The organism is Anaerocolumna xylanovorans DSM 12503 (assembly GCF_900143645.1).
In the GTDB taxonomy this organism is placed as follows: Bacteria; Bacillota; Clostridia; order Lachnospirales; family Lachnospiraceae; genus Anaerocolumna; species Anaerocolumna xylanovorans.
In genome coordinates, this window is record NZ_FRFD01000003.1 from 322,046 (window position 1) to 339,101 (window position 17,056).

The window sequence follows — 17,056 nt, forward strand, 5'->3', positions numbered from 1 at the left end:
TATGCAACTATATATCTACAATCCAAACCGGGAGCTTACGGGTATTGTGGAGTCTTTTGAGTACCTGCGTTGGACACGGCGTTACTCCCAATGTGGTTCATTTGAGCTAAAAGCCATTGCAACACGGGAGAACACTGCACTCTTAAAAGAAGGGAACATCATTTGGAAGAACGATGATGAGGAAGCCGGAATCATTGAGCATCTGGAACTGTCTCAATCCGAGCATGAAATTATCTCGGCGAGTGGTCGCTTTGCTACCTCCTTCCTCGCCCGTCGTATTTTGTGGCAAACCGAGATACTTTCCGGAGATCTTTCTGTCTGTGTTGGGCAGCTGATAAATAATAACCTCATTAACCCTACTGACACAGCGCGTCAGATTACCGGAATATCCTTCTCGTCGCCTAACTTGGGCATTCCTGTTAGTACCCAGATATCATATCGGAATTTGATGGATTCCGTAACGGAACTTTGCGCCTCTTCGGATATTGGCATTAAGACCGTGTTTACTCCAGCTACAGGTATTTTTACAGTGACGCTGTATAACGGTGCCAACTCCCAGGCGGTATTCTCAAAGGAGTACGAGAATCTGACTGAACAGATTTATACAGAGAGTGTAGCGGATTACGCCAATACCGCACTCATCGGTGGCGAGGGTGAAGGCGCAGACCGTACATTTGTAGCCATCACAAGCGGTTCTGGGGAGACGCGTCGCGAAATCTTCGTGGATGCCAAAGACTTACGGGCTGAGGACTTTGGAACAGATTACGTCAATACTCTGACTTTTCGAGGTCAGAGTAAGCTGAATGAACAGGCCATACGATATACGTTTGACACATCGGTCAATCCGCATGGCAACTTAACCTACAAGATAGACTTCGACCTTGGGCAGACCGTCAAAGTAATCTCCAAGGCATGGGACGTATCCATGAGTACGCGAATCACCGAGATCGAAGAAACCTATGACGCGGATGGGCAGAGCATCAGCGTAGTGTTTGGAAAGGCTGAGCTAACTATAGCGCAGAAAGTCCGTTCCGACATGAGCGAGGTTAAAACAGCACTATTGGCCCCTACCGGCATATCCGAAGTTGCCGAGGCCTTAAGCGTCGTGGAAGGAACACTGGGTGACTTGACGCAGGTGGACCCGAAAATTCAGGGTGATGACGTCGCGGATACCTTCAACAATCTGTTTGGAAAACTTCCTGCACTCGAAATTTTTGTAGGTGCAGGTACCATATCGGTCGGTCAGTATGCCTTGTACAACATGGTACCAGGAGATACTTTATACTTCACCTCGTACAGTGGTAACAAGTTCAGTGACCAACCAAGTGAAAACGGACATGTCTTTTTAACAAAGCATAATGGGGATAATACGGGCTATGGCTATCAGCGAGCAATGGGTTTCTTTATCAGTAGGGACACTATGACGTTTTATGTAATTTCTGTTTTCGTATTCAATAACCTATCTGGGCAGGCGAACTGGCTCAACATTAATAACGAACCAATAACCACGACTAGGCTTGCAAACGGCGCAGTCACCGGCGTAAAAATCGCAGATCGTACAATTACAGCTTCAAAAATTTCATCTACGTTTACTGACTACTCTACGACAGAACAAAACACAGGGCGTTTATGGATAGATGGTAAGACGATTTATCGCAAGCAAGTGAATCTTGGGTCACTTACAAATACGACACCGAAAAGCGTAGCTCACGGCATATCAAACCTCAGCACTGTTGTCAGTTTAACTGGCTTTGCAACAAATGGGACAGTATTCTTGCCGCTGCCACTTGCTCGTTACAACAACTTCGCCTCGCAAATCGGGCTTTATATTGATACAACCAATGTCGTTGTCGAACCTGGTAATGACCGGACAACATATACAGGTTATGTGGTTATAGAGTATACGAAAACTGTTTAATAAGGAGGAAAATAGTGTATGGAGAAAAGCGGATTTTTTAACTCATCGGACGGAGACAGAGTCTATGATGCTGCGGATTTTGCGTCATATTTCGGAAGCCTCGTCTCCAATGGTGTTTTTTATATGTTAGCAACAAACCTACAGGTGTCGCCAGCAATTGGCTTAGCTGTGAATGTGGCAGCAGGAAGTGCATGGATTAACGGATACCGTTATGAGAATACGGATGTCTTAAATATGCCACTGACAACTGCAGACGGAAGCAATCCCCGCATTGACCGAATTGTGATCCGTTTAAGTCAGATCAGCCGAAGCATTCAGCTTGCTGTTGTTGCTGGTACTCCCGCTGCAACACCAGTGGCACCTGCTCTAACAAGAACCAGCGACATCTATGAACTTGGTATTGCAGATGTGCTTGTACCTACAGCCGCTACATCAATAGTCGCAAATAACATTACTGACACCCGTTTGAATACCGACCTTTGTGGGTTGGTAAATTCGCTGGTTTCGGCGGTATATGAGTGAGGTGAATTTCTATGGCAACTTATCAGGCAACTAATGCGTGTACATGGCGTAATGGTAGCTGGATCGCAGGTGTAACGGATTATGTTCGGCAAGGGGTTTATCCTGATGCTAACAATTATGAGAACGTAGGAGCTATGCTGTTTGACCTTGCCAGCATCCGGAATACTTACGCAAATTATTATCCCACATCGGCCAGCATTCACCTTGTCAGGATAGCTGCGGGTGACTGGGGTTCAGCCAGAACCATGACGTTATATGCTGGAAATGCTTCTGGCATGCCAGCACCCAGTTCCAGCACCAGTGTGTCCGGGAGCAGGCCTACAAAGGTTACCTCTGCGTATAACTACACCGTTTCCGCCGGACAAGGCGCAAAAGATATCGCCATTTCTACCGCGCTCATAGATTCCATCGGTAGTGGTGCTAGCAATTGCCTATTCATGGATGCAGGCTCCAGCACCTTAAATTACATGGGCTTTGGCGCAAGGGACAATTTAAGTCAGATTGTACTGACTATTAACTGGGCAAGCCGTACAACCGCTTGCAGTGCTCCGACTTCCTGCTCGTTAAATGCAACCCTCTCGGAAAGTGACGTTACTCTGTCATGGAGTGGTGCATCGGGCGGTATAAATAACTCAATATCCTCCTATGAGATACAATACAGCGATTCCTCTGACAATATCACATGGGGAGCATGGACAGCACTGACCACGGTGATCACAACTGCCACTAGCGGCAGCGTTTCTGTTGCACCACCTACGACGCGAGGTAATTATCGTAGATTTCAGGTACGGACACGTGGTACTGCAGGAGCAAGCTATTACTCGGGCTGGAAGGTTTCGACGAATTCTGTCCGCAGAAACACAGTACCAAGCTCTGCCACCACTGCAGTTGCGTCTCCCTCAAACTATAGCGATGAAACCATTACGCTGACATGGAGCGGAGCTTCCGGTGGAACAAGTGCCATCAAGGGATACCAGATTGCCAGCAGAACATCCACGGATAATAGTACATGGAGTTCATGGAACGTTCTTACCACTCTGACACTCTCGGCAAGCGGTGGTAGCTACAACCCAAATGTATCAAGAATTCCAGGAACCTATACTCAATTCGGTATTTGGACGATAGATACTCTTGATGTTTACTCTTCAGAGATGATCAGTAACAGCATCTACTGCAATATTACTGCCTGCGTAGCACCGACCGCTTGCTCAGTAAGCGCAACGTTGGCTGAAGGAAACGTAACCCTTTCATGGAGCGGAGCATCCGGTGGTGCTGGAAATGCCATCACATCCTATGAGATACAGTTTAGTGATTCGACAGATAACAGCACATGGGGAGCCTGGGCAGCACTGGCTACGGTGTTCACTTCAGCAACAAGCGGTAGTGTAATTGTTAGTCCACCGACTACACGCGGAAATTACCGCCAATTTAGGGTAAGAACACGTGGTGCAGCCGGCGAGAGTTTCTACTCAGACTGGACTGTTTCCAGCAACACTGTCCGTAGAAATACACTGCCTACGCCACCGACTTCCTTTACCGCCGCTCCAGCCATTTACGAATCCAGCACCGTAACCCTTACATGGAGCGGAACAATACCTGGAACCAGCTCAATCAAGCAGTATGTCATTCAGCGTTCAACTTCAATGGACGAGATTAACTGGTCGGCATATGAGGCTCTGACAATCGTCGTTTCAAGTGCAACCTCTGGGACATATATAGCAAACGCTTCTCAGGTAGCTGGAATGTATACCCGCTATCGTATCAGCGTAACCGATACATTGGATGCAGTTTCTGCCTATGTAGTAAGCGGTACAGTAAAGAAAAATAGTCCGCCGACTGCACCACTAATCGTCTGCCCGGTATCTGGCAGTTCAAGTTACAAGGCTACACCGCGTTTCATGATTACAACGGGTATTGAGCCGGATGGTCAAAAGCAGATTGTAGAAGTGAAAATCGACACGGGCATTTGGATTAACAGCGTAGATAATCCTGAGATGTTTTCCGTAAGCGGCTACCTGGGTAATGGTGTAAAAACGGTGTATCAATCGGCAGCGCTGGCCGCAGGGAATCATACTGTGACCGTACGCTGCATTGATAGTGATATAGAGTCGTCAAGTCCGGAGGTTGTACGCACTTTTACTGTATTGCCACCGCCATTTGAGACGATAACTGCGAACGAAACGCACGTAAAGGCAATTCATATCCAGATGCTACGAACTGCTGTAAACACAGTGCGTAGCTATTACAATCTGTCGCAGGTTACTTGGAGTGAGGAAATTGTTGCTGGTAAAAGCACCATCAAAAACTGGCCTTTCCACATCACAGAGCTTAGAAAAGCTATCGAGTCGGTTATTACAATAGTGAACAACTTTGATTCCTCGTCAACTTTTGATATCCCGCCCTTAACATGGCTACCCATTGGAACTGGGCGACCAAAAGCGGATGTGATGCAACAGATTCAAGACCTAATCTTGGAGCTTTAAATACAATACAACCAATAGCGCTCTCGTAATATGCGGGAGCGTTTTTCTATACACAAATTCATGAAAAGGAGGTATTTCAAATGAAAGAGATTTGGAATTGGATACAACTAGCTTTTGTGGCTGTCGGTGCTTTTCTCGGTTGGTTCCTTGGTGGACTGGACGGGTTCCTTTATGCGCTCATAGCATTTGTCGCCATAGATTATGTGACCGGAGTGCTCTGTGCCATTGTAGATAAAAAGCTGTCCAGTGAAATCGGCGCGAAAGGCATCTTCAAAAAGGTTCTTATTTTTACATTGGTGGGTGTAGCGCATATCCTTGATACGCAGATACTGGGTAGTGCTGGTGACAATGGTGGTGTCCTTCGGACAGCAGTAATTTTCTTCTACTTGAGCAATGAAGGCGTGTCTATTTTAGAGAATGCCGGACATATTGGGCTACCAATACCTGAAAAACTCAAGGAAGTTCTAAAACAGCTACATGGGCGTGATGATGAGCCCCCTAAGTTAGGTGATGGAATATGATTGATTTAACAAAAGCTGTAACTGTGTTCATAGGCAGGCGCGGTGAACACTACTTTCGCCACCTTGAGTTTGATGTTTCCAGTTTATTAGATGACAGGTATCCCGGAGCCGCCCTAAATGCTATATATAAAAGACCTGATGGTATTGCATATCCAGTGATCACGACCTACGCTGATGGAGTTCTTACATGGTCACCCAGCGCAACTGACACACTGGTCGTCGGTGTGGGGCAGCTAGAAATAAGAGTTACTTATGGCGATGTGGTCGGAAAAAGCGTTCGGATATTAACCATCGTTGAGGAGGCTCTTGCAGACGGTATAGTTGAACCACCCGAGCCACCCGCACAAGAATGGCTAAACCAAGTGCTTTCTGTCTTAGCTGAACTGGATATTGATGAGATAAACAGTCTGTTAAATCTCACATATACCCTGTTAAACACTACGCACGATTTGGTTGAAGATACGCGCGACAATCTGTATATGCGGACTGGAGTCCTCCTGAACCATTCGCATCCGATAGAAACTGCCACAGCACCGGATATGATAAGCCGAAGAGCGTCCATCACATTTAGTGGCATCACGAATGGCAACAACGTAGTAATCGGCACGGTAACATATACCTTTGTTACGGCTTTGGGTAGCCCTGCCGCAAACAATGTTCAAGTCTTAATCCAGGGCACCCTCCGCAATACCGTCAAGAAACTTGCAGAAGCTATAAGGGGTATTCAAGATGTAGCGAATATTGCTTATGGAGCAGGAACATCACCAAATCCCGCAAGCACAGCCTATTGGACGAGTCGAACCTTTTCAATTGGTGATATTACCATTCCTTCTGGTGAGAGTCTATTCTTATTGGAAAGAACAGAAAATGCTACGACACCATTGACCCTTACCTCTACTGCAACAGCTACTATCAACGCATTCACCAGAGCAAGCTATTTGAGATATGTGTTGAGCGGTAACGCTACCGGCGCGGGCGGTATTAATAGCGTCCGAGGACCTTTGCACACATTATTGCCCATTGGTAGTGTGGTTATAGGTGGACAGGGCGGATTGCTTTATCCGACGGCTTATGATTGTCATTTGGTTACCCTATGCCGTCAATCGGATACAAGTGAAAAAGAACTAGACTTATATATCTCAAATGATGAAGTGAACTTTACCAGAATCTCACGCAGCACGCCTATCGGTGCTGATAGTTCAAACGCTGGGTTGCATATTCATATTCAAATGCGTCAAAGCCGAGTGCCTTCTGGATATGGGCTGTATATCAGTATGGGAAGTGATGGCACATCGGCGAGTGCTTTCTGCGATTTGAAGTTTACCTACCACCTATACCCTGTCAGTCTTGCAACAACCAACATGTAAATTAGAGGTGATTTTAATGAATTTACGCAAGTTAATACTTACGAATAATGCCTGCTTTAAAGCAGGCAAAACAATAATTCCCAAAGGCATCATGGTACACTCTACCGGGGCAGATAACCCATGGTTGAAGCGCTATGTTGGCCCGGATGACGGCTTGCTCGGAAAGAACCAATACAACAATCATTGGAATCAAGAAAAGCCCGGCGGTCGTCAGGTATGCGTTCATGCCTTCATCGGTAAGCTGGCAGATGGAACAATCGCCACATATCAGACTTTGCCATGGAACCACCGAGGCTGGCACGCCGGAGGAAAAGCAAACGACACACATATTGGCTTTGAGATTTGCGAGGATGGTCTTTCGGACAGCACCTATTTCAACAAGGTGTACCGGGAGGCCGTTGAACTTTGTGTCTATCTATGTAAGGAGTTTGGTCTAACTGAAAAAGATATTATTTGCCATAGCGAAGGATATAAGCAAGGCATCGCCAGCAATCATGGTGATGTAATGCATTGGTTTCCTAAACATGGAAAGTCGATGGATACCTTCCGCTCCGATGTAAAATCCGGTCTTGCCTCTGCTGATCCGGTCGAGACGGCTGCACCCAAGAAATACTACCGCGTCCAGATTGGAGCCTTTTCTATTAAGGCAAACGCAGAGACCATGCTCAGCAAGGTCAAAGCAGCTGGCTTCACCGATGCCTTTATTAAATACAGCGAATAACAATTAATTTAATGCCTATCGAGAGATTCGTCTTTCGGTAGGCATTATTTTTTTGCTTTTTTCGTTCATTCGGCTGATTTCTGTCCTGGGACTGTTAGAGGGTATTGATTGATATGTTCCCTCGGAAAGAGGTCGAGAAAATGAAATTAACAAAATTAGAAGCCGTTGATTCCATAAAGTATGTAGCGGAAAAGCCTACAGAGGCTTCCCTTAAGAACGAGCACGATTATTTGGTGGCAGAAAAACTTACAAAGAAGCTCTTAGAAAAGGGGCTTATTAGCCAGAGTGAATTTGACAAGATCATGGTCAAAAACCGTGAAACGTTCTCTCCATTTTTAGCAGAGATTATGTCCTAAAAGACTTGATAAGTAAGACTTTTAGAGTGATGTATAGTACTGCGAGAAAGGAGGTTGAGACAATGAAACGGATAACAAAGATTGAAGCAAATGAGAAGCTGCAGAAGGCACCTAAAAAACTGCGTGTTGCTGCCTATGCTCGTGTTTCAACAGATAGCCGCGAACAACTCGTCAGTTTGGAAGCTCAAAGAAGTCACTATGAGACTTGCATTAAGAGCAATCCCAACTGGGAGTATGTTGGACTTTACTACGATGAAGGCGTATCAGGTACAAGCATGGCCAAGCGTGATGGACTTATCAAAATGCTTGATGATTGTGAAGCTGGGAAGATTGACTTTATTATTATAAAATCCATCAGCCGCTTTGCAAGAAATACCACAGAGTGCCTTGAAGCGGTTAGAAAGCTTATAAAGCTTAAGGTGTTCATTTACTTTGAGAAAGAAAATATCAACACCGGCGATATGGAGAATGAGTTGCTACTTACAATTTTTAGCAGCTTGGCAGAAAGTGAGTCTATTTCCTTTTCGGAGAATGAAAAATGGTCCATTGAGAAGAGATTTCAAAACGGAACATACATTGTTGCCTCTCCGCCTTACGGGTACAAAAACGAAGATGGCTTGATGGTGATCAATGAAGATGAGGTTGATGTAGTAAGGTACATTTTTGCAGAATGTTTAGCTGGTAAAGGTGGTCATGTAATCGCTAGAGATCTTAATGATAAAAGAATCCCAACCAGGCGAAAAAGAGAATGGACACCGGGCACAGTAAATGCAATCCTTCGAAATGAAAAATACAAAGGTGATGTGCTTTTTCAAAAAACATTTACCGATGAGACTTTCGTTAGGCATATCAATAATGGTGAGAAGGCGCAGTACTACGTTACTGAGCATCACGAAGCGATAATAAGTGTTGAGGATTTTGAAGCGGCGCAGACAATGATTGACCAGCGCTCCAAAGACATGAAAATCCAGCAAGGAGATGCAAAGTATCAAAACCGCTATCCTTTTTCTGGAAAAATTGTTTGCGGCGAATGTGGTGCTACATGGAAAAGGAGAACTCATAGCGAATCGAAAGTAAAATATTACGCTTATGCTTGCAACACACATCTTAAGAAAAAAGACCAATGCAGCATGCAGTTTATACGTGAAAAAAGCTTTGAAGTGGCTTTTTTAAACATGATTAATAAGTTGGCATTTACTAAGAAGGTGTTGTTGCAGCCGCTACTTGCAAGTCTTAAAGCAATTAACCAGGAGGCAGCAATTGCCCGAATTAATAAGCTGGAAGCGGCTCTTGAAGCCAATTTCAACAAGAGGCAGCAGCTTATGAATTTATTTACGAAGGAATATTTGGAGCCAGCCGTTTTCAACGATCAGAATTCAGGTCTTCTTGCTGAGGCTAAAAGTTTAAGTGATGAAAAAGAAGCATTATATGCTTCCGTGAATCATGAGTACGAGCATGTTGAAGCTTTGAATAAACTTATTAAGTACGTCAACAGCGCAAGGATTTTTACTGAATTTGATGCTGACGCATTTGAGGAGCATGTGGATTACATTATCGTTTTCAAAAGATATGAAATAGGTTTTGTATTAAAGTGTGGATTAACACTAAGAGAAAGGTTGTGAGATTATGCCGATTCCATATGGATACAAAATTGAAAAAGGCAAAGCGGTCATAGATGAAGTTCAAGCGGAGCAGGTTAGGATGATTTACAAAGGTTATCTCTCCGGCCTCGCCTATGTTGCTGCAGCAGAGGCTGCTGGGCTTAAGCTTCTACATCCAGGTGTAAAGAAAATGCTACAGAATAAACGCTACCTTGGTGATAAGTACTATCCGGCGATCATCGATCAGGAGACTTTTGATAGAGCAGAAGCCGAACGCATCAAACGCCAGAGAAGGCTTGGTAGAGTATTTGCGGATAAGCCGGTAGAGGAATGTAAGCCAGCTACTAAATTTACAATGCCGAAAGCAGGAAAGATATTCATCGATCCATTTAAGCAGGCAGAGTACATTTACAGTCTGATTGAAAGTGAGGTGGAAGGATGATCTCCTTAGCAAGTAACGTAACGGTTATTCCGGCAAAGAAAACCATCGGGACGCAAAAAGCAACCGACAAAAAGCAGAAAACCAGAGTCGCAGCGTACTGCCGAGTCAGTACCGACAGCGATGAACAAGAAACTAGCTACGACGCCCAGATACAGCATTATACCTCATACATTGAAAGTCATCCGGACTGGGTACTAGCCGGAGTTTATGCAGATGATGGCATCTCTGGAATGAATACGAAGAAGCGCGATGAGTTCCAGCGCATGATTAATGACTGTAACGACGGCAAGATAGATATGGTTATTACCAAGTCCATCAGCCGCTTTGCAAGGAATACGGTCGATTGTCTGAATTATACCAGAGCTCTTAAGAATAAGAACATTGGCATCTACTTCGAGAAAGAAAATATCAACACTCTCGATGCTAAGGGTGAGGTGCTCATGACAATTATGGCTTCTCTCGCACAGCAAGAAAGTGAGTCATTGTCGGCTAACGTTCGTCTGGGCCTGCAGTTCCGGTACCAACAAGGAAAAGTTCAGGTCAATCACAACTGGTTCTTGGGATATACCAAGGATGAAGAGGGGCACCTCATCATTGATCCAGAGCAAGCTGAAGTCGTGAAGCGCATTTATAGAGAGTACCTTTCCGGTAAGAGCTTCTTACAGATAAAAAGATCGCTTGAAGCCGACGGGATTCTAAACGGTGCTGGTAATGAAAAATGGCATGAAAGCAATATAAAGCAGATACTTACAAACGAGAAGTACATCGGAGACGCTTTGCTTCAGAAAACTTATACTGTGGATATTCTTGAAAAGAAGCGTGAAGCTAATAAGGGGCAGGTTCCTAAATATTATGTAGAGGACAGCCATGAAGCTATTATTCCAAAGGATATATTCCTAAAGGTACAGGAGGAAATCGCAAGACGCGCCAATCTTACCAAAGGCGCCACAAAGCGCAAACGAATCTATAGTGGCCGTTACGCTTTATCTGGAATAGTTTTCTGCGCATACTGTGGCGACATCTTCCGCAGAATTAAATGGAACAATCGCGGGTGTAAGTCCACCGTTTGGCGCTGTGTCAGCAGGGTTGAAAAAGACGGCCCTGATTGCCCGGCAAGAACTGTTCACGAGAAATTGCTTCAGGAGGTAGTTATCAAAGCTATAAACGAAGCGTTCCGTGAAAAGGAAGCAATCCTACCACTTTTACGAGAGAATATCGAGAGTAGCCTTGAGGAAGTCACCTCAAATCAGATTGCAGCGATTGATGAACAGATGAAGTCAATGCAGCAGGAGCTAATGGCAACGGTTAATTCTAAGAATACCGGTGATGAGCTTGGTCTGGAGATTAGGAGGCTGCGCGATGAGAAGCAGTCCCTTCAAAACGAGCAGGCATCCCGACAGGATCTGAAAAAGCGAATTGATGAGTTGATGCGTTTCCTTAACGACCTGCCTTGTGAGCTAACGGAATATGAAGAAGACTATGTGAGGACTCTCTTGGAAAAGATAACGGTTTACGACGACCACATCATAGTTGAATTTAAGTCCGGAATTGAAATTCAAATTGACGAATAACTAAGCAATGCTAAATTACCCGCAGCTCTTGTGTCAGAGTTGCGGGTTTCGTTGTTTATAAAACAATTAATGTGTAAATATTGTAAATTGAAACCAAATGGTTTACAATGTTCCTATTGAGGTTTGGAGGAATTATAATGAAAACTTCGGACATGGTACGACAGCTTTGTGAACAAATGAACATGAGCATTTCCGAATTGGCTAGGCGGTTAGGCCAGTCCCCACAGAACTTCGGAAAGAAGCTAAAGCGTGAGACTATTACATTAGAAGAACTTAAGGCCATAGCAGATGTGATGAATGTTAAGTTTGAGCAGACTTTCATTCTGCCCGATGGCAATGAAATAAAGACAGGAAATGAGTAAAGGAGGCGGCCTAACATGATGATTAGCCCGGAAGGATACTACGAAGAGTATCTTAAAGGAAAAAATAAAGAGCAGATTCTGACCGTTATACGTGGGCTTAAGCAAGAAATAGGTCGTCTTAAAAATACAATGGAAAGCCCCGACTATGGCGTAAAACTTATTATGCATCCGAGTGAAGATACGCGCCTTCACTGGACTCGTGAATATTTGGAAAGAGCCAAGCAAGCCTATGCTGAAGCTGGTGGAACTTATACCATATCAAAGTCAGAAGAAAAGGTTGCTGACTTTGATGCCAATATGGATGCCATCAGCAAGATAACCTTTAGCATCGGCGGTTTCTTTGGTGGCTACCGTAATTATGTTGTAGAACTATCAGATGGATTAAAAGCCTATACAAAATTATGGGAAGACGAAGAACCACTCTCATTGGTGGATGATAATTACAAGGAGCCATTTACAAAGGATACTTTTATAGCCGCACTTAAGGAACTTCACATCGGTGAATGGCGCAGAAGATATTCAACTAAGCGCTTCGGATACACAGTGTGTGATGGTACGCAGTGGGAGCTGGAATTTGAATATAACAATGGACATAAACCGGTAATGTTTGATGGTGATAACTCATACCCGTATAACTTCGATAAGTTCCAGACGTTATTTGGCATTAATGAAACTGAGGAGGACGAGGAGGACGAGGATGAGTAGATTTGATATTTTAGTGAAATACATTCCCATGATCCAGGCAGATAGTTTTGGTGAATGGGTTATTGATAAAGAAAACGATGGTACACCGGAACATCCGATGCAGATGCCTTTTGTGGGTTATTCCGAAATGGTAAATAACTTCATCGACGATGTTTACACCTTTGAAGAAGGTAACAAAGATATGGAGCTTACCCGTTATGGAGATATTCTCAAAGATAACGGCCTTGAATGGGGTACGGAATCGATGAAGAATGCTGACGTTTCAAATTTGAATGCACAGTGTGTGCTTGCGCTCATTATGGGTGCTGTTAGAGCCGAGCGTTTTTGCGATGGTGCATTATTAGATTTCTTTAAGAGTGGCTGCATATTGAAGTGGCTTGAAAGATTAAGCAGTATTGAGTAAGGGAGGTTTGACTTTGGATATTAACAAAATGAAAGCTCTATCGTATGATGAGCTACGTGCTTTATATAAGAACTTCCTACATAGCCAGAACATTTCAACAGCAACAATTAATACTGCTTATGTGGACACCTTCTACCTTTGGAGGAAAGGAAGCAAAGATCTGTTCTGGAATGCGGTGAACGCTACTGATTTTGAGACTGAAGCAAAGAGCGCATTAATAAAAGCTCTTTCTGAGAACTCGACCGGTAATGTCAATTCACTTGTTAGTGGGTATTTGTCACATATCAGAAGATTTCGCTTGTTTCTGTCATCGGATGAAACCGTCCCTCCTGTTGAATATAAACGACAAAGCACAGCAAAAGTAAACCCAACACATATGAGCCGTGAAATAATAATTAACAAAATGTATGTTGGAGCATATTTGTCAGAGGGCGATAATATAGGACATGAAATCATAAATCTCTATAAGGCAGATGATGGGAAAAACTATATTTATCTCAATTCACAAGGAACAATAGAATTATCTCATGGAGAAAATAGAATAACTGTTCTGTTGGTACGAAAATTTGCCTCGAAAACATATAAAGTACTGGCCAAGGCGGAGGGTGTTACGATTCTTGATTTTGCAGACAGCAAACTTCCACGAGAAGAGAGATATAAAGGTCAAGTTGCATTAGGGCTGACCTATGGCGGAATAAGTCTTGTAGATTTATTTAATGAAAACTTGTATCACGGAAGTCTTCAGGAAGAAAAGAATGCTTATACTACCTTTGTTGCAGATAAAGTTATCAAGCCTAAAAATCAGATATATATTACAGACGATGCATCTGTAAGTGGTAACAACACTTTTTTCATTCGTACTAATAAAGGATTTGGCAAACAAACATTAAGGGAATTCTACAACGAAAATGAAAAGCCGGATTCTTTCGATGATTTGAATCAGATAATTGAGAACAGAGAGTTATGGGAAGATGCTAATACGACACAAGCAATTTCTGAATTGCCGGAACTTCAAAAAGATCCATATTTCAATTTCCTAAAAATAATCAGACAGGAAGACAATGAACTCGCTTTTTCAAATATGTTTGCTTACTTTTTTGATATAAATAGAGAAGCTTTTTCTCGTTTTGCAAGAGAGGTTCTACATATCGAGGTACAAACAGATTTTACTATTGAGAGAGAAAAGAGGAACATTGACCTACTTATTTCTGACAAAAATAATGCCGTTGTAATAGAAAATAAAATTAAATCAAGCATCAACGGTATTGATGACCGACATGATATCTACAGCGACCAAGTACAGTCCCAGCTAAAAAAATACTATCAATTTGTTACATCTGATGATGAATATCGTAAGAAAACTCCGAGCTGCTTTATTTTTTCACCGAATTACAATCGCATTGACCTAAGTAAGTTTTCGTGCGGTGAAAAGTACACTATTATTTATTACAGAGAAATCTATAATTTCTTTATTGAAAAAAGAAGCCTGTATGATGGTGTGCCTTACTTTGATGATTTTATTAATGCAATGTATAAGCACACTAAGGATTACGATAATGATTTAGAGGAAGAAATGCAAAGAAGATTTCAAAATACTATTTGCAATACGAAAAAGGGGTATGGAGGCCAACAATTATGAAGATACATTATTTCCAAAGATACCATGAGAAAGAAAATGTTGCTACAGCTAATACAATGCTGTTGTTGTCTCGTTTATATCAATATTCTTCTGATAAGTTCTTTCGGTTTCTAAAATCGGAATTCTTCTCTGATTCCTTTGAACCGGAAATCGCATTTAACTTACAAGAGAAAAGTGTTGATAGTATCCCTGACGCAACCATTACTCAAGAGAGCTTCAAGATTGTAGTTGAGACAAAGATGTCCGACTGGTTTTATTCTGATCAGCTTATGAGGCATCTGAATTCCTTTAGTGGTGAAAAGTATAAGGTAATGATTACGCTGGCACCAGAACTGATGGTAGAAGACAAAAAAGAGATATTTGAAAAGCAACTCAAAGAATATAATGCTACACAAGACCATCCGGTCATCCACATAAACACTACCTTTGAAGGCATAGCAAATGCGATTCAAGAGGTTATCGATGATAAGGATTATGATATGCAAGAAGTACTAGATGACTACTTAAATTATTGCTATAACGATGGTCTTATAGCGGTATCTGATTCATGGAAATACATGAGAATGCAGCTTGCAGGTACAACACTTGATTTCAATATTAGAGAAGACATCTACTACGATAATGCTGAGCGTGGTTTTAGAGCACATGATTATTTGAGTTTATATAAGAATAAGAGTGTACGTGCAGTGGGTAAAGTCTGTGCTCGGATTACCGCAGTTGAAACCGAAAATGGTATGCAATATGAAGCTGAATTTGGGGATTTGACTGATCAAAGAAAAGAAAAAATTATCAAGGCTATCGCAGACGGTGATGAACATGGCTATGATTTAAGAACGATTAAGCACCGGTATTTCTTTGTGGAAAAATTCTATGAGACGGATTTTAGTAAGATAACACCTCGAGCACCAATGGGTACACGAATATTTGACTTATCACAAATTTTAGAGACAGAGCATCTGCCTGAAACTCAGGGAATAGCAGAGTTGCTTAAAACAAAGACATGGAGTTAATAGATGGGAGGATATAAGATGGCTAATTCAAAAGTTCCTGTTGCTACAACGATTCCTCTATCCCCGATGGATGGAGAGGAGTTTTATGCAATTATTACTCAGGAAGAAAGAAATAAGAGAAAGTGGAATATAATGTGGTTGTTCCGTAAAGGATGTGGAGTGGCACACTTTTGTGTGGAGACAAGCGCGGATAATGATGATGGTACCATGACACCAGATGGAATTAAGGCATTGGATGCTATAGGGCGTTTTGATGAAAACAAAGAAATGCTCCTCGAGGAAAAATAATGGCTAAAAGAGATCGTTATAATGTGTTGGTTATACTTACAAATAATGCGGCTCTCATATGGAAAGAAGCTCGTGGGATTGCACCGGATTCGTCAGCAGATAAGCTGGACGATGCTATGCTCGAATGGCAAAGCGAATTGACAAAAACATTGAAAATTTGGATTGATAAAGGACTCGCAATGACCGCAGGTGAGCTGATTCTTGCACGTGCAAATCTTGGTGCAGTCGTTGAGTCGTGGCTTAAATTTTTTTACTGTGTTTATTATGAAGATTATTGTAAGAGCCCGATTACAAATAATAAAGGTAAAATGATAGAGCCGGAAAAAGCCTCATTCGATAATCTTAAAGATTTTAGTAGTGGGAAGCTATGGGATGATGTAAATTCACCGGTATACGCTTGGGTTGATTCTGTTCAGCATAAAAGGAATGCAATTCATTCGTTCAGATATAGAGATATTGGAACTGCACAGGAATTTTTGGATGATATTGATCATCTTTATAATTTTGTAGAAAATGTGCTTTCACACTTTCCACCACTTGAGGACTATATCGAGGCATATCCTGCGGACTATGTTATGAATCCATATTCTGATTGATATGTTCCCACGAACAGTAAAACCGTTGATATGTTCCCGCATACCTCGAAAACGCTAAAAAAGCCGTTGACATGTTCCCACTTACGTAAGATTGAAAACCTGCCATCTGACATCAGTTGACCAAACTCGGGCCATGTGGAGACCATAATCCTGTTGCAACGCCGAAATGCTTGATGAATAGGGGGGTATAGAACTTCAGACGGAAACATGTTTTGACGTGAGAGGATACTTTCACGTCTTTTCTTTTAGTAGAATATTAATGTGCCACCACATTTTATATAGAGAGTGAAGGAACACAAATGAAGCAGTAATTGCAGTATCGTTTTTTCTAAAATGTCCAGTAGCTCGCTTGGTAATTTCATTTACGGATTTTTCTGTCTCATCACTTTGTTTCTGTAAAAAATTAGCCATTTTGCGGCCATCTTTTTTTGAAATTCTCAATAAAGGGTTTCCGTATCATATTTCTGCTGCTGTAATGTCTATTTATCATAGAAATATATATTGCTTTCATATGAGTCATTCTAAAATTGGCATTTACATTCCATTTGTTG

17 protein-coding genes are annotated in these 17,056 nt (G+C 42.5%); all 17 read left to right on the top strand.

Annotation, left to right across the window (positions count from 1 at the left end; translation table 11 throughout):
* Position 1 precedes the first annotated feature (1 nt).
* The 17 genes from BUF11_RS01485 (at position 2) to BUF11_RS01565 (ending at position 16,505) form a co-directional block, all read left to right on the top strand.
* On the top strand, positions 2-1,918 hold the full coding sequence (locus BUF11_RS01485; RefSeq protein ID WP_073587034.1) for a siphovirus ReqiPepy6 Gp37-like family protein: 1,917 nt from the start codon (positions 2-4) through the stop codon (positions 1,916-1,918).
* 18 nt (positions 1,919-1,936) lie between these two features.
* The gene (locus tag BUF11_RS01490; protein ID WP_073587035.1) at positions 1,937-2,440 is read left to right on the top strand and encodes a hypothetical protein; all 504 of its coding nucleotides are present in this window, start codon (positions 1,937-1,939) and stop codon (positions 2,438-2,440) included.
* Positions 2,441-2,451: 11 nt separating this feature from the next.
* The gene (locus BUF11_RS01495) at positions 2,452-4,923 is read left to right on the top strand and encodes a hypothetical protein (protein ID WP_073587036.1); all 2,472 of its coding nucleotides are present in this window, start codon (positions 2,452-2,454) and stop codon (positions 4,921-4,923) included.
* A gap of 80 nt (positions 4,924-5,003) precedes the next feature.
* A complete protein-coding gene (locus BUF11_RS01500; protein WP_073587037.1) occupies positions 5,004-5,444 on the top strand; it encodes a phage holin family protein in 441 nt (146 codons plus the stop codon).
* Positions 5,441-6,811, top strand: coding sequence for a hypothetical protein (locus BUF11_RS01505; RefSeq protein ID WP_073587038.1), 1,371 nt, complete (start codon positions 5,441-5,443; stop codon positions 6,809-6,811). Before BUF11_RS01500 ends, BUF11_RS01505 begins: the two co-directional genes overlap by 4 nt.
* Before the next feature lie 16 nt (positions 6,812-6,827).
* Positions 6,828-7,532 (top strand): N-acetylmuramoyl-L-alanine amidase, encoded by a 705-nt coding sequence (locus tag BUF11_RS01510; RefSeq protein ID WP_073587039.1) that lies wholly within the window; start codon positions 6,828-6,830, stop codon positions 7,530-7,532.
* 140 nt (positions 7,533-7,672) lie between these two features.
* The gene (locus BUF11_RS01515; RefSeq protein ID WP_073587040.1) at positions 7,673-7,888 is read left to right on the top strand and encodes an SHOCT domain-containing protein; all 216 of its coding nucleotides are present in this window, start codon (positions 7,673-7,675) and stop codon (positions 7,886-7,888) included.
* Positions 7,889-7,950: 62 nt separating this feature from the next.
* Positions 7,951-9,510 carry a recombinase family protein gene (locus BUF11_RS01520; protein ID WP_073587041.1) on the top strand — a complete coding sequence of 520 codons (1,560 nt, stop codon included), beginning with the start codon at positions 7,951-7,953 and terminating at the stop codon, positions 9,508-9,510.
* Between the two features lie 4 nt (positions 9,511-9,514).
* Positions 9,515-9,931 carry a serine integrase family protein gene (locus tag BUF11_RS01525; RefSeq protein ID WP_073587042.1) on the top strand — a complete coding sequence of 139 codons (417 nt, stop codon included), beginning with the start codon at positions 9,515-9,517 and terminating at the stop codon, positions 9,929-9,931.
* Complete coding sequence (locus BUF11_RS01530; RefSeq protein ID WP_139243240.1) at positions 9,928-11,502, top strand: recombinase family protein; 1,575 nt, start codon at positions 9,928-9,930, stop codon at positions 11,500-11,502. The genes BUF11_RS01525 and BUF11_RS01530 overlap by 4 nt, the downstream gene beginning before the upstream one ends.
* Positions 11,503-11,639: 137 nt before the next feature.
* On the top strand, positions 11,640-11,864 hold the full coding sequence (locus BUF11_RS01535; RefSeq protein WP_073587043.1) for a helix-turn-helix domain-containing protein: 225 nt from the start codon (positions 11,640-11,642) through the stop codon (positions 11,862-11,864).
* Between the two features lie 15 nt (positions 11,865-11,879).
* Positions 11,880-12,569 carry a hypothetical protein gene (locus BUF11_RS01540; RefSeq protein ID WP_073587044.1) on the top strand — a complete coding sequence of 230 codons (690 nt, stop codon included), beginning with the start codon at positions 11,880-11,882 and terminating at the stop codon, positions 12,567-12,569.
* Complete coding sequence (locus BUF11_RS01545; RefSeq protein ID WP_073587045.1) at positions 12,562-12,972, top strand: DUF6508 domain-containing protein; 411 nt, start codon at positions 12,562-12,564, stop codon at positions 12,970-12,972. The genes BUF11_RS01540 and BUF11_RS01545 overlap by 8 nt, the downstream gene beginning before the upstream one ends.
* Before the next feature lie 13 nt (positions 12,973-12,985).
* A complete protein-coding gene (locus BUF11_RS01550) occupies positions 12,986-14,611 on the top strand; it encodes a PD-(D/E)XK nuclease family protein (protein ID WP_073587046.1) in 1,626 nt (541 codons plus the stop codon).
* Positions 14,608-15,621 carry a hypothetical protein gene (locus BUF11_RS01555; protein WP_073587047.1) on the top strand — a complete coding sequence of 338 codons (1,014 nt, stop codon included), beginning with the start codon at positions 14,608-14,610 and terminating at the stop codon, positions 15,619-15,621. Before BUF11_RS01550 ends, BUF11_RS01555 begins: the two co-directional genes overlap by 4 nt.
* A gap of 18 nt (positions 15,622-15,639) precedes the next feature.
* Positions 15,640-15,909 (top strand): hypothetical protein, encoded by a 270-nt coding sequence (locus tag BUF11_RS01560; RefSeq protein WP_073587048.1) that lies wholly within the window; start codon positions 15,640-15,642, stop codon positions 15,907-15,909.
* Positions 15,909-16,505, top strand: coding sequence for a hypothetical protein (locus BUF11_RS01565; protein ID WP_073587049.1), 597 nt, complete (start codon positions 15,909-15,911; stop codon positions 16,503-16,505). The genes BUF11_RS01560 and BUF11_RS01565 overlap by 1 nt, the downstream gene beginning before the upstream one ends.
* Positions 16,506-17,056 lie beyond the last annotated feature (551 nt).